The 13,740-nt window shown below is 45.5% G+C and carries 8 protein-coding genes and 5 tRNA genes; 5 read left to right on the top strand and 8 right to left on the bottom strand.

The features are described 5' to 3' along the window. Positions 1–38 precede the first annotated feature (38 nt). The 6 genes from LYZ37_RS14685 to LYZ37_RS14710 form a co-directional block, all read right to left on the bottom strand. Complete coding sequence (locus LYZ37_RS14685) at positions 39–1,754, bottom strand: dipeptide ABC transporter ATP-binding protein (protein WP_272785956.1); 1,716 nt, start codon at positions 1,752–1,754, stop codon at positions 39–41. A gap of 960 nt (positions 1,755–2,714) precedes the next feature. Further along, positions 2,715–2,791: transfer RNA gene (locus LYZ37_RS14690), tRNA-Pro, on the bottom strand. 152 nt (positions 2,792–2,943) lie between these two features. Beyond that, positions 2,944–3,019, bottom strand: a tRNA-His gene (locus tag LYZ37_RS14695). 46 nt (positions 3,020–3,065) lie between these two features. Next, positions 3,066–3,142: transfer RNA gene (locus LYZ37_RS14700), tRNA-Pro, on the bottom strand. Between the two features lie 54 nt (positions 3,143–3,196). Next, positions 3,197–3,272: transfer RNA gene (locus LYZ37_RS14705), tRNA-His, on the bottom strand. Between the two features lie 34 nt (positions 3,273–3,306). Continuing rightward, positions 3,307–3,383 (bottom strand) — tRNA-Arg (locus LYZ37_RS14710). 307 nt (positions 3,384–3,690) lie between these two features. Here LYZ37_RS14710 and LYZ37_RS14715 point away from each other — a divergent pair. After that, a complete protein-coding gene (locus tag LYZ37_RS14715; protein WP_171802241.1) occupies positions 3,691–4,104 on the top strand; it encodes a c-type cytochrome in 414 nt (137 codons plus the stop codon). A 66-nt stretch (positions 4,105–4,170) separates the two neighbouring features. Here the strand turns inward: LYZ37_RS14715 and rep are convergent, their stop codons facing one another. After that, a complete protein-coding gene (gene rep, locus LYZ37_RS14720) occupies positions 4,171–6,189 on the bottom strand; it encodes a DNA helicase Rep (protein WP_272785957.1) in 2,019 nt (672 codons plus the stop codon). A 229-nt stretch (positions 6,190–6,418) separates the two neighbouring features. Here rep and LYZ37_RS14725 point away from each other — a divergent pair, with 229 nt between their 5' ends. From LYZ37_RS14725 to ubiK, 4 genes are all read left to right on the top strand, one after another. Further along, positions 6,419–6,985: a TetR/AcrR family transcriptional regulator gene (locus tag LYZ37_RS14725; RefSeq protein ID WP_272785958.1), complete on the top strand. Its 567-nt coding sequence runs from the start codon at positions 6,419–6,421 to the stop codon at positions 6,983–6,985. Between the two features lie 18 nt (positions 6,986–7,003). Continuing rightward, a complete protein-coding gene (locus LYZ37_RS14730; protein WP_272785959.1) occupies positions 7,004–8,110 on the top strand; it encodes an efflux RND transporter periplasmic adaptor subunit in 1,107 nt (368 codons plus the stop codon). Positions 8,111–8,121: 11 nt separating this feature from the next. Further along, the gene (locus LYZ37_RS14735; protein ID WP_239851374.1) at positions 8,122–11,244 is read left to right on the top strand and encodes a multidrug efflux RND transporter permease subunit; all 3,123 of its coding nucleotides are present in this window, start codon (positions 8,122–8,124) and stop codon (positions 11,242–11,244) included. Positions 11,245–11,435: 191 nt separating this feature from the next. Further along, positions 11,436–11,687: a ubiquinone biosynthesis accessory factor UbiK gene (gene ubiK / locus LYZ37_RS14740; protein WP_004745538.1), complete on the top strand. Its 252-nt coding sequence runs from the start codon at positions 11,436–11,438 to the stop codon at positions 11,685–11,687. Positions 11,688–12,125: 438 nt separating this feature from the next. On the opposite strand, the gene ilvC is transcribed toward ubiK, so the two are convergent. Next, positions 12,126–13,610 (bottom strand): ketol-acid reductoisomerase, encoded by a 1,485-nt coding sequence (gene ilvC, locus LYZ37_RS14745; RefSeq protein ID WP_004745409.1) that lies wholly within the window; start codon positions 13,608–13,610, stop codon positions 12,126–12,128. Positions 13,611–13,740 lie beyond the last annotated feature (130 nt).

Raw genomic sequence — 13,740 nt, forward strand, 5'->3', positions numbered from 1 at the left:
TCTGTTTATTGCCCGTCAAAACGGGAAAGATTCACGACTTACGCCGTTTTTACTTCTTCTCTTAAGCCCGTAAATTCAGGCATTAAAGAAATCAGTTGCTTACTATATTCGTGCTGAGGTGATCTAAAGAGCTGCTCGGTAGGCGCCACTTCCAGTAGCGTACCCATTTGCATCACACCCACTCGGTCGCACATCTGGCGAATAACGGGTAAATCGTGACTGATAAACAGCATGGTTAGATTTAACTCATCTTGTAAATCTTTTAGCAGGTTAAGAATTTGCGCTTGTACCGACACATCCAATGCTGAAGTCGGCTCATCACAAATCAGTAGACGCGGGCGCGTCGCAAGTGCACGTGCAATCGAAATACGCTGACGCTGACCACCAGAAAATTCGTGCGGGTATTTCACCCCTGCCATTTTGCCCAGACCAACGTGATCAAGTAGATCGTTGACGATCTGACGTGTTTCCGTTTCGCTATTGGTCAGCTTATGGAATCGGATAGGCTCCGCGATGATGTCGAAAATCTTCATGCGCGGGTTCATTGAAGTATAAGGGTTTTGGAACACCATCTGCATTTGACGGCGCAGTGGACGACGTTCTTTCTCTGACTTCAATGACGTTAGGTCGATCCCTTCAAAGGTTACCTTGCCCGAGTTCGGCGCATAAAGGCCTGCGATCACTCGTGCAATGGTCGATTTACCAGAGCCCGACTCACCAACCAGACCGAAAGTTTCACCCTCAAAGACTTCAAAGCTGACATTGTTAGAAGCTTGGACATACTCACGACGACTTTCGAACAGGGAATCTTTGGTCACAAAACGTAGGTTAACGTTCTCAACATTGAGCAACGAACCTGTGTAATCGCGGTGGTCTTGGCTTTGACCTAGCCAGTGGTTTTTAACATCGAGCGGCTCCATCTCGTGCGCTTCTTCGATGAAGCTAACCAACGGGAAGCGATCAAGCTTCATATCAGAGCGAGGTACTGCTGAAATCAGACTGCGTGTGTAGGAATGATCTGGATCACCGAGTACTTTTGCCGTTGGGCCAAACTCAACCAAATCACCACGGTACATCACCGCAACGCGATCCGTTACGTTGGAAACTACCCCCATATCATGGGTAACCAACATACAACCAACGTTGTTCTTGATACACAACTCGCGGATCAAACTCAGAATCTGGTCTTGAATAGATACGTCCAATGCAGTCGTCGGTTCATCGGCAATAATCAGATCAGGCTCACCCGCCAAAGCAATCGCGATAACCACACGTTGACGCATACCACCAGAAAACTGGTGTGGGTACTGCTTTAAGCGGTTCTCTGGTTGAGGAATACCAACTTGCTGCATTAATGAGAGCGCACGCTGATACGCCTCTTCATCAGAAACCTTCATATTGGCATGGATGGTTTCTTTGAGTTGCTGCTCAACGGTAAAAAGTGGGTTTAGAGAAGTCATTGGATCTTGGAAGATGAATCCAATTTTAGAACCTCGAACGCTGCGCATCTGTTCTGGGGATAAACCAGAGATCTGCTCACCGTCTAAGTAAACATCGCCACTAGCGATACGACCAGGTGGGCTCAGCAAATCGATGACCGCATTACCAACGGTCGACTTACCGGCACCAGACTCGCCAACAACGCCGACGATCTCTCCACGTTCAATATTAAAGGAGAGTGATTTAACTGCGGCATGAACACCATGACGCGAAGGGTACTCTATTCGAAGATTTTTAACTTCTAAAAGTGACATTACCAGACCTCTACTGCTTCGGCAGCTTTCTGCCCTGTCTGAAAAGTGAATCCATTCGTACCAGAATATCATTCTGGCAAATTACAAGGTCATCAATTTGGCAAAAAATTCACAGAAAAGCAACAAAGATAGGATAAAAAGTCGAGTTCGAACAAAAACCAAGCAGCATAGCAAAATAAATATGCAATAGAGCTATATCTTCCATTGGTCATACCTGCGCCACAAATACATCCCAGACCAATAAAAACGTAACTTTTGGTTATTTCACATCGCATTTAGTTATAACTAAAATAGAATAACCATTCACTCATTCAAACCCCACCACCATTAACAAATTTAAAACATAACTCCAAATTTAATATCAAATTAGGTCGTTTAGTCCATCTATTTTTATTTATACAGAATTAAATCAAACCAAAAACCCTAAATGGCAAATCTATTATCTACGATTGTTATTGCCTTACTGAAGCTAGTTAATGCTTAAGTATGAGGGATGTTGGAGAACTGGAGAACTGGAGAACTGGAGAACTGGAGAACTGGAGAACGTTTGCAGAATTAGAACCAAGTGACAACTCTTGTTCATTAAATTATCTTGTCATCCTCAAGAGCGAGGAACGAGAGAATTGGGGATCTCTTGAAGCAAGTCGAATACTCGAAGAAGTTCCCTATAATTTCCTTCGTCAGTCTATTGGGTGACGCTAGACTGGATAGCTATTTGTAGATTCAACGCTCATTTTCTCGCAGAGCGAAGCTCGATCCCGTTTTCCAGAAGCGCAGCGCTCTATAGGGCGTAGCCCGTTCCCAAGTGCAAAAAAGCCTCATCATTTCTGACGAGGCTTTCTAATAGTAATTCGGTGAAGAGCATATTTTGAACATCAGGCGAACCCCACTTTGGGTTAAAACTAAAGCTCAAACGCTAGAAAGTAAAAAGCCCTAGTCTTTCGACTAGGGCTTCAATAGTGGTCGGTGAAGAGGGATTCGAACCCCCGACCCTCTGGTCCCAAACCAGATGCGCTACCAAGCTGCGCTATTCACCGACGATGTATTTTTTTACTTGGTTTACGCTATAGAGGGTCAACCCTCTGGTCCCGCTTATTCCAAGAGCCGAGATGCGCTACAAACACGCTATTCACCGACTTGTGTTTTGTTCTGATTTATCAGAACAGGAAACCTAAGTTACCTAAATAAATGGGGTGGCTAACGGGACTTGAACCCGCGACAACTGGAATCACAATCCAGGGCTCTACCAACTGAGCTATAGCCACCACTGGCTTTGCCTTTGTTTACCGCTATTCGCGTTAAACTAAATAGTGGTCGGTGAAGAGGGATTCGAACCCCCGACCCTCTGGTCCCAAACCAGATGCGCTACCAAGCTGCGCTATTCACCGACTTATGTTTTATCTCGAACTTCATCAAGAATGGAAGCAATGCTACCAGAATAATGGGGTGGCTAACGGGACTTGAACCCGCGACAACTGGAATCACAATCCAGGGCTCTACCAACTGAGCTATAGCCACCACTGAAATTTTTACCGATATACCTTTAGGCGAATGGCACGCCCGAAAGGATTCGAACCTTCGACCTTTGGCTCCGGAGGCCAACGCTCTATCCAACTGAGCTACGGGCGCATGCCCTATCGGCGGAGTGGAATAATACGTATATCACACTATGCCGTCTAGTACTTTTTCAACTTTTTTTATCGTTTGGTGCCTTTTTCGGCAATTAAAGTGTGATAAACCCCTATTTCCCATTAGATACCCCCCTGAAAGCGGGTAACTTGTTGTTTATTGCAACAACTTAACAGGATATAATCACCCATTATTTACATTGATTTAACAGCCAACCACGCTTTTTGGCAAGGTCTAACTGTTGGTCAAGCCACACTCTAATAATGGGTAAGCACGAACTTACCTTCAGGAATGTAAAGTGAGTTTAATGGATATGTCTCGAAAAATGTTAACCGCTTTGGTCGCTGCGATCACTTTTTCTAGCGCCACTTTTGCAGCAAATGTAAGCCAAGAAGAATATGATGCAATTGCAGAACGTATTAAGCCTGTTGGTGATGTTTACCTAGCAGGTGCAGAGCCAGTTAAAGCTGAACCAACTGGTCCGCGCGATGGTGCGACTGTTTACGGTACTTTCTGTATTGCTTGTCACGCATCTGGTGTCAGCGGCGCACCAAAAACTGGTGATGCTGGTGACTGGTCACCAAGGATTGCTCAAGGCCGAGATGTGCTAAACAACCACGCTATTAACGGCTTTAATGCAATGCCAGCGAAAGGCTCATGTATGGATTGTTCAGATGATGAAATCATCGCGGCAATTGACCATATGATTGAAGGGCTATAAGTTCCCTCTATATATAAAGAGAAAAGGCTTGATTTAGACCAAGCCTTTTTCGTATCTGCTACTCTATTACTTCTTGTTGAACATCGATCTCAAGTTAGCAATATGTGCTTGGCCTTTCGCCATACGCTCTTCCTGCGTAACCGGCTTCTTAACTTGCTCCCATTCCACATCATCAAAAGGTAGCTCATCAAGGAAACGACTTTGTGTCGGCTTAATTAGTTCACCAAACTGACGACGCTCTTTACACATAGTAAAGGTCAGTTCTCGCTGCGCACGCGTGATGCCAACGTACATTAAACGGCGCTCTTCTTCGACATTATCTTCATCGATACTGGTTTGGTGCGGTAAGATCCCTTCTTCTGTTCCTATCAGATAGACGTAAGGAAACTCTAGACCTTTAGAGGCATGTAACGTCATCAATTGAACCGCGTCGCTATCTTCGTCCTCTTCGCCTCGCTCCATCATATCGCGTAACGTCAGGCGCTGAACCACCTCTTTAATGCTCTTCTCTTCTTGGTCATAGTTATCCCCTTCAAGGTCTGCCACAATCCAAGAGTAGAGATCTGAGACGTTTTTCATCCGCATCTCAGCCGCTTTAGGGCTAGAGGATGTTTCGTATAGCCAGTCTTCGTAATTGATATCTCGTACTAACGAGCGCACCGCTTCCACGGTATCACCACGCTCTGCTTGATCGGCAATTTTAACTAACCAAGCGGTGAAGCGACGTAAGTTCTCTAGCCCACGCCCACTCAACGACTGCTCCAAGCCTAACTCAAAACTGGCTTCAAATAGGCTTTTGCCACGCATATTGGCGTAACTGCCCAGTTTTTCTAATGTTACTGGGCCAATTTCACGTCTTGGCGTGTTAACAATACGTAGAAATGCGTTGTCATCATCTGGATTAACCAAGACACGCAAATAAGCCATGATGTCTTTGATCTCAGCGCGAGCAAAGAACGAGGTGCCCCCTGATAACTTGTAAGGCACCCGGTTCTGCATCAAGGACTTTTCAATCAGACGCGATTGGTGGTTACCACGATACAAAACCGCATAATCTTTATAGTCCGTGCGATTAAGGAATTTGTGCGCAATAAGCTCACCTGTAACTCGCTCTGCTTCATGCTCTTCATTTTTTGCTAGCAGGACTTTGAGCTTTTCACCATCAGGAATTTCCGAAAACAGAGATTTTTCATACACGTGTGGGTTGTTCGCGATAAGGATATTGGCAGCGCGCAAGATTCGACTGGTTGAACGATAGTTTTGCTCCAGCTTTATCAAGCGCAGATTTGGGTAATCCTCACCCAACAGCACCAAGTTTTGCGGCTTTGCCCCACGCCATGAGTAGATTGACTGGTCATCATCCCCTACTACGGTTAATCGACCTCGTTCGCCGACAATCAGTTTAACCAGATCGTATTGACTGGTATTAGTATCTTGATATTCATCGACCAACAGGTAGCGAATACGATTTTGCCAGCGCTGACGAACTTCCTCATTAGTACGCAATAGAAGCACAGGTAATGAGATTAAATCGTCGAAGTCGAGCGCGTTGTAGGCTTTCATCTGTTTCTGATACATCTCAAAACAGAAGGCAAACAACTGTTGCTGCTCGCCCTTCGCCTGCGCCTTAGCTTGCTCAGGCGTAAGCATGTCGTTTTTCCAGTTGGAAATGGTGCTGAGCAATTGACGTAATAAGTCTTTATCACCATCAAGCTGTTTTTCTGTCAGCTCTTTAAGTAGCGCCATTTGGTCTTGGTCATCAAACAGTGAAAAGCCAGCTTTTAGACCTAATGACTTGTATTCGCGCTTAATAATATTGAGGCCCAAAGTATGAAACGTTGAGACCATTAAACCTTTCGATTCATTTTTGCCTAGCGTCTGACCGACACGCTCTTTCATTTCGCGAGCGGCTTTATTGGTAAAAGTCACCGCTGCGATATTACGAGCTTTGTAACCACACTGCTGAACCAGATAAGCAATTTTGTTGGTAATAACACGCGTTTTCCCTGAACCAGCACCAGCTAGCACCAAGCATGGACCTGACACGTATTTAACGGCTTCATCTTGATTGGGGTTTAGCTTCATTATCATCTCAGCAGTATGAAAAGGTGGCGCATATAATAATAGTGCAACAAGCAGATTGCTATGTTTATACCAGAGGCTGTTAAAGCTAAATGTTTCTCAACAAGTGTGAATAACAACTTTTTTCATAAATCATGCGATAGTTTGTTGCATATTTGGTGGCTTCTTAGGCTATAATGAATGAACGTTCATTCATCAACCCACTATATGTAAACTGTCTGGTTCTCAATCCATGGTAGATAAAAGACAACAAATCATAGATGCCGCTGAAAAGCTGATTGCAGAATCAGGCTTTCAGGGACTCTCGATGCATAAGTTGGCCAAAGAAGCTGGGGTCGCAGCAGGAACGATTTATCGCTACTTCTCTGACAAAGAAGATTTACTGGAACAGGTGCGATTAGCGGTCATTCAACGTAATGCTGAAGTCATTCAGGATGGTGTTGAAGATAACATGACGTTAAAAGAACGATTTCGCAAAATGTGGTTAAACATTTTCGATCTCTCGGGGTCAAACATCGGCAACTTAAAGAATCGTGCCCAATACGACTCTTTGCCTTGCGTCCGAAGCCATGAAACGAAAGAGATCGAACGCAAAATGTTTAGCAAAGTAGATCAACTCTTCACTGAAGGGCGAGAACAAGGGGTATTTAAACCCTTAGATAACCCAGTGTTGGCTGCACTTAGTTTAGAAGTCAGTGTCACTCTGGCACGTAAGCAATCTCTCGGATATTACCAACTTGACCAAGACGCCATTGAATCGGCTATCGAAGCAAGTTGGGATGCGATTATAAAACACTAATTTGGAGTTCTAATCAGAATGAAAAAGTGGACTTTCTTTATGTTACTTATCGCAATACTGCTGTTTGGCAGTGTGATAGGTTTCAATCTATTCAAACAACAGAAGATCGCTGAATACATGGCGAACCGCCCTGAGCCAGAGTTTCCTGTCACGGTAACAGAAGTAAGCCCTGTCGATTGGGTGCCTGTGATTGAAGCGATCGGTTTCATCGAGCCTAATCAAGGTGTGACCATTGCTAACGAAACAAGCGGTGTGATCGACAAGATTGCTTTTGAATCTGGTACCCAGGTTGAAGAAGGTCAACCTTTAGTATTGCTTGATTCAGATGTAGAAAAAGCAAACCTGAAGAGCTCACAAGCACGCCTACCTGCTGCCGAAGCTAAGTACAAACGCTACCAAGGCCTTTACAAAAAAGGTTCTATTTCAAAAGAAGCTTATGACGAAGCGGAAGCGAACTACTTCTCGCTTAAAGCAGATATTGAAAGCCTAAAAGCTTCAATTGACCGCCGTGAAATCAAAGCACCCTTTGCTGGTGTGGTTGGTATCCGTAATGTTTACCTAGGTCAATACCTACAGTCAGGTACCGACATTGTTCGTCTAGAAGACACAAGTGTTATGCGCCTGCGCTTCACAGTGCCACAAACGGATATTTCACGTATCTCTCTTGATCAAGAAGTGGATATCTTCGTTGATGCTTTCCCAGAGAAACCATTTAAAGGTTCTATTGCAGCGATCGAGCCTGCAGTAAACATTCAAAGTGGTCTGATTCAGGTACAAGCCGATATCCCGAACAGCGACGCTAAGCTACGTAGTGGCATGTTCGCTCGCGCAAACATCATCCTACCTAAGCTAGAAAACCAAGTAACGCTACCTCAGACAGCCATTACTTTCACGCTATACGGTGACAACGTGTACATCATTAGCGAAGAGAATGGTGAGAAGCGCGTTAAGCAACAGGTGGTTAAAGTAGGTGAACGTACTAAAGATATCGCTCACATCCTTGAAGGTGTTAAAGCCGGTGATGTGGTGGTGACTTCTGGTCAGGTTCGTCTAAGTAACGACGCTAAAGTTCGTGTAGTAGAAAGCGATGCGACTACTCCACCAGCTGAAACACCAATGCTGTAATTGGAGGCCTCATGCGCTTTACTGATGTTTTTATTAAACGTCCAGTTTTAGCGGTATCGATCAGTTTCTTGATCGCCCTGCTTGGCCTCCAAGCGGTGTTCAAGATGCAGGTTCGCGAATACCCTGAAATGACAAATACTGTTGTCACCGTAGATACCAGTTACTACGGTGCGAGTGCTGACTTGATCCAAGGCTTTATTACTCAGCCACTGGAGCAAGCGGTCGCTCAGGCAGACAACATAGACTATATGACTTCTTCTTCGGTACTAGGTAAATCAACCATTACCGTCAACATGAAGCTCAATACCGACCCGAATGCGGCGCTGTCTGACATTCTGGCCAAGACTAACTCGGTTCGCTCTCAACTTCCAAAAGAAGCGGAAGACCCAACCGTAACCATGTCGACAGGTTCAACAACGGCGGTACTCTACATTGGTTTCACCAGTGACGAGCTATCATCAAGCCAAATTACCGATTACCTAGAGCGTGTAATCAACCCACAGCTATTCACTGTTAACGGTGTGTCTAAGGTTGACCTCTACGGTGGTATGAAATACGCGCTGCGTATTTGGCTAGATCCTGCCAAGATGGCGGCGCTAGGCTTAACCGCAACCGACGTAATGAATGTGCTTAATGCCAACAACTACCAGTCAGCGACCGGTCAGGCAATTGGTGAGTTCGTACTTTACAACGGTAGCGCAGATACTCAGGTATCTAACGTAGAAGAGCTCTCTAACCTAGTTGTGAGCACTGACGAAGGTAACGTTACTCGTCTAAGTGATATTGCCAAAGTATCGCTTGAGAAGAGCCACGATGTTTACCGTGCAAGTGCTAACGGACAAGAGGCAGTTGTTGCGGCTATTAACGCAGCGCCAAGTGCCAACCCAATCAACATCGCAGCCGATGTACTTGATTTGCTACCTCAATTAGAGCGTAACCTGCCAAGTACCATCAAGATGAACGTGATGTACGACTCAACGATTGCGATCAACGAGTCGATTAACGAAGTAATCAAAACGATTGTTGAAGCAGCACTTATCGTACTAGTGGTTATTACCCTGTTCCTAGGTTCATTCCGCGCGGTAATCATCCCTATCGTTACTATCCCACTCTCTCTGATTGGTGTGGCAATGGTAATGCAAGCGATGGGCTTCTCATGGAACCTGATGACGCTACTGGCAATGGTACTCGCCATCGGTCTGGTAGTAGATGATGCGATCGTTGTACTGGAAAACGTCGACCGTCACATCAAACTGGGTGAGTCACCATTCCGCGCTGCGATTATTGGTACTCGTGAAATTGCCGTCCCTGTTATCGCAATGACACTCACGTTGGGTGCGGTATATGCACCAATTGCCTTGATGGGTGGTATTACGGGCTCGCTATTTAAGGAGTTTGCGCTGACCCTTGCCGGCTCCGTATTTGTATCCGGTATCGTCGCACTGACCCTTTCACCTATGATGTGTTCAAAGATGCTTAAGGCTAATGAAGAGCCAAGCAAATTTGAGACAAAAGTACATAGCGTGCTTGATGGTATGACTAACCGCTACGCGAAGATGCTTGGCGCAGTTATGCAGCATCGCCCAGTAGTGATTGCTTTCGCTATCATCGTATTTGCCAGTCTGCCAATGCTGTTTAAGTTCATCCCAAGTGAACTTGCACCATCGGAAGATAAAGGCGTAGTGATGCTGATGGGTACAGCACCATCAAACGCGAACTTGGACTTCATGCAAAACACCATGAATGACGTCAACAAGATTCTGTCTGATCAGCCAGAAGTTGCGTTTGCACAGGTGTTCACTGGTGTACCAAACTCAAACCAAGCATTTGGTATTGCCTCTATGGTGCCTTGGAGTGAGCGTGAAGCCAGTCAGTCTGAAGTGGCAAACCGAGTAGGTGGATTAGTATCGAACGTACCTGGTATGGCAGTAACTGCATTCCAGATGCCAGAGCTACCAGGTGCAGGTTCAGGTCTGCCAATTCAGTTTGTTATCACAACGCCAAATGCGTTTGAAAGCTTGTTTGCAGTCACCACTGACATTCTGACTGAAGTACAAACTAACCCGCTTTTCGTTTATTCAGATCTCGACCTGAACTACGACTCTGCGACGATGAAAATCAGCATCGACAAAGATAAAGCAGGTGCGTACGGCGTGACCATGCAAGATATCGGTATTACGCTAAGTACAATGATGGCAGATGGCTACGTAAACCGTATCGACCTTAACGGCCGTTCGTACGAAGTTATTCCTCAGGTAGAGCGTAAGTGGCGTCTAAACCCAGAGTCGATGAACAACTTCTACGTTAAAGCGGCTGATGGTAAAGCGGTACCTCTAGGTAGCTTGATTACGATTGATGTTGTCGCAGAGCCTCGTTCACTGCCTCACTTCAACCAGCTAAACTCAGCAACCATTGGTGCGGTTCCAGCTCCTGGTGCGGCTATGGGTGATGCAATTGCATGGTTTGAAGACATTGCAGCGAGCAAACTACCAAGCGGTTACAACCATGACTACATGGGTGAAGCACGTCAGTACGTAACAGAAGGTAGCGCACTATACGCAACATTCGGTCTGGCACTAGCAATCATCTTCTTGGTACTGGCAATTCAGTTCGAGTCGGTGAAAGATCCACTGGTTATCATGGTGTCTGTACCATTGGCTATCTGTGGTGCCTTGATTGCTCTGGCATGGGGTGCGGCTTCGATGAACATCTACTCTCAGGTAGGTCTGATTACTCTGGTTGGTCTTATCACCAAGCACGGTATCTTGATCTGTGAGGTAGCGAAAGAAGAGCAGCTACACAACAAACTGAGCAAGACAGAAGCGGTAATGGAAGCGGCAAAAGTTCGTCTACGCCCAATCCTGATGACGACAGCAGCGATGATTGCTGGTCTTATCCCGCTAATGTACGCAACTGGTGCAGGTGCAGCTCAACGCTTTAGTATCGGTATCGTAATTGTTGCAGGTCTAGCGATTGGTACTATCTTTACACTATTCGTACTGCCTGTAATTTACAGCTACCTAGCTGAAAAACATAAGCCTCTACCAGTGTTTGTTGAAGACAAAGACTTGGAAAAGCTAGCACGAATTGATGAAGCAAAAGCTGCTCATCGTGAACTGGCAGAGAACAAATAATCTGTCACTTCTGTAAAAGGCCACTTCGGTGGCCTTTTTTGTACCTGTCATTTAGGTAACTATCCCGCTCAATAGCTGAGCAACTATTTATTCTAATTGGTATAACAGCTTCGAATTTTTACTATCGAAGTAGCGACTTTCACCTATCAATTACATAGAATGAGCACAAATAGAAAGGAGTTTTAGTCACCATGTTTGACCCAAAGAAACTAGAGCAAATCGCTAAACAAATTCACGATTCAATGCCAGCACCAGTCAAAGAGCTTGGTGCAGATGTTGACCAAAAAGTTCGCCAAGTAATCCAAGGCCAGCTTAACAAGCTAGATGTAGTCAGCCGCGAAGAGTTTGATGTTCAGACTCAAGTCCTTCTACGCACTCGTCAAAAGCTGACTGAGATGGAAAAGAAGCTCGCAGATTTAGAAGAGAAGCTAGCGGATAAGTAAGCTGAAAGGCTAGAGAATCCTGAGGGCTGACGTGAGAACGTCAGCCCTTTTTGTTTGTGAATGTCTTGCTACGGAGTTTGGATGCGGGAACGGACTTCGTCCTACGGAGAGCTGGAGAGCTGGAGAGCTGAAAATACCCACTACTCAGACATTGAGGCAAATCTAGTTTTCCACCAGCGCAGCGTTCCCGTTTTCCATAGGGCGAAGCCCGTTCCAAGCGCTAAGCGCAAAACAAAAAGGCTTGGTCAACGGAGACCAAGCCTTTTAATTAGATGTTGTGTTTTATTTTGTATTTATCACCCCAGTCTGCCTGGAGTTCTTTACTAACCTAGGTTAGTGCATTACGAAGAATTAAGGTTTTATTTCTAGGAGAAGGCGCGGAGTTTGCGATAGCAAATGAGCACCTTCGACACCGAAATTAAGCCTTAAGGCAAGTAATTAGCCACCTACCGCGATGTTCTTCATATCTGTCATGTAACCACGTAGCTCTTCACCGATGTACTCTACTGGGTGGTTACGAATAGTATCGTTAACTGCGATTAGCGTCGCGTTATCTACTTGGTTAGACGTCTCCCCTAGACCTTTACCGATTACGTCCGTACCTACTGAAGGCATGAACTTCTCACGTAGTAGCGGAGTTGCTACGTTAGCGAATAGGTAGTTACCGTATTCCGCTGTGTCTGAGATTACTACGTTCATTTCGTATAGGCGCTTACGTGCTACTGTGTTTGCGATTAGTGGTAGCTCGTGTAGAGATTCGTAGTACGCAGACTCATCGATGATGCCTGATGCTGTCATTGCTTCGAATGCGAGTTCAACACCTGCACGAACCATTGCCACTAGTAGGATACCGTTGTCGAAGTACTCTTGCTCAGAGATTTCGATATCGCCTGCTGGGTAGTTTTCAAATGCTGTTTCGCCTGTCTCTTCACGCCAACCTAGTAGGTTTGCGTCATCGTTAGCCCAGTCAGCCATCATAGTGCTTGAGAACTCACCAGTGATGATGTCATCCATGTGCTTGTTGTAAAGCGGACGCATTAGCTCTTTTAGCTCTTCAGAAAGCTCAAATGCTTTGATTTTCGCTGGGTTAGATAGACGGTCCATCATGTGAGTGATGCCACCGAACTTCAGTGCTTCCGTGATGGTCTCCCAACCGTATTGTAGAAGTTTACCTGCGTAGCTTGGGTCGATACCGTCAGCAACCATCTTCTCGTAAGAAACGATAGAACCTGCTTGTAGCATGCCACATAGGATAGTTTGCTCACCCATTAAGTCAGATTTAACTTCCGCTACGAATGAAGACTCTAGACAACCTGCGCGGTGACCGCCTGTACCTGCTGCCCATGCTTTCGCGATATCCCAACCTTCACCTTTTGGATCGTTCTCTGGGTGAACAGCGATTAGCGTTGGTACACCGAAGCCACGCTTGTACTCTTCACGTACTTCTGTACCTGGACATTTAGGCGCAACCATGACAACGGTTAGGTCTTTACGAATTTGCATACCTTCTTCAACAACGTTGAAGCCGTGTGAATAACCTAGCGCAGCGCCTTCTTTCATTAGTGGCATTACCGTTTCTACAACGTTAGTGTGCTGCTTGTCTGGCGTAAGGTTGATTACTAGGTCTGCTTCAGGGATTAGCGTTTCGTAGCTTGCTACTTCAAAACCGTTCTCTTTTGCGTTCTTGTAAGATTGACGCTGCTCGTCAATTGCTGCCTGACGTAGTGCGTACGCTACGTTTAGGCCTGAGTCACGCATGTTTAGACCTTGGTTTAGGCCTTGAGCACCACAACCAACAATCACCACTTTCTTACCTTTCAGGTAATCAGCTTCAGTTGCGAACTCGCTGCGATCCATAAAACGACAACGACCTAGTTGGTCCAGCTGCTCGCGTAGGTTTAAAGTGTTGAAATAGTTAGCCATCAGGGCGCTCCTTTAAAGAATTTTTCCGTTGAGGTCGGTAGCTTGGGTACCGAATGAGTCCATACTAAAACAGGTATTTAGTTGCTTAAAGTGATATATTCACAATTAGTAATTGCAATTAATGCAACAA

Source organism: Vibrio tubiashii, assembly GCF_028551255.1.
GTDB classification, from domain to species: Bacteria; Pseudomonadota; Gammaproteobacteria; order Enterobacterales; family Vibrionaceae; genus Vibrio; species Vibrio tubiashii_B.

Excerpts from the sequence above, each read along its gene's own strand:
- LYZ37_RS14685 (WP_272785956.1), bottom strand. The coding sequence starts at position 1,754 with ATGTCACTTTTAGAAGTTAAAAATCTTCGAATAGAGTACCCTTCGCGT.
- LYZ37_RS14715 (WP_171802241.1), top strand. The coding sequence starts at position 3,691 with ATGGATATGTCTCGAAAAATGTTAACCGCTTTGGTCGCTGCGATCACT.
- rep (WP_272785957.1), bottom strand. The coding sequence starts at position 6,189 with ATGAAGCTAAACCCCAATCAAGATGAAGCCGTTAAATACGTGTCAGGT.
- LYZ37_RS14725 (WP_272785958.1), top strand. The coding sequence starts at position 6,419 with ATGGTAGATAAAAGACAACAAATCATAGATGCCGCTGAAAAGCTGATT.
- LYZ37_RS14730 (WP_272785959.1), top strand. The coding sequence starts at position 7,004 with ATGAAAAAGTGGACTTTCTTTATGTTACTTATCGCAATACTGCTGTTT.
- LYZ37_RS14735 (WP_239851374.1), top strand. The coding sequence starts at position 8,122 with ATGCGCTTTACTGATGTTTTTATTAAACGTCCAGTTTTAGCGGTATCG.
- ubiK (WP_004745538.1), top strand. The coding sequence starts at position 11,436 with ATGTTTGACCCAAAGAAACTAGAGCAAATCGCTAAACAAATTCACGAT.
- ilvC (WP_004745409.1), bottom strand. The coding sequence starts at position 13,610 with ATGGCTAACTATTTCAACACTTTAAACCTACGCGAGCAGCTGGACCAA.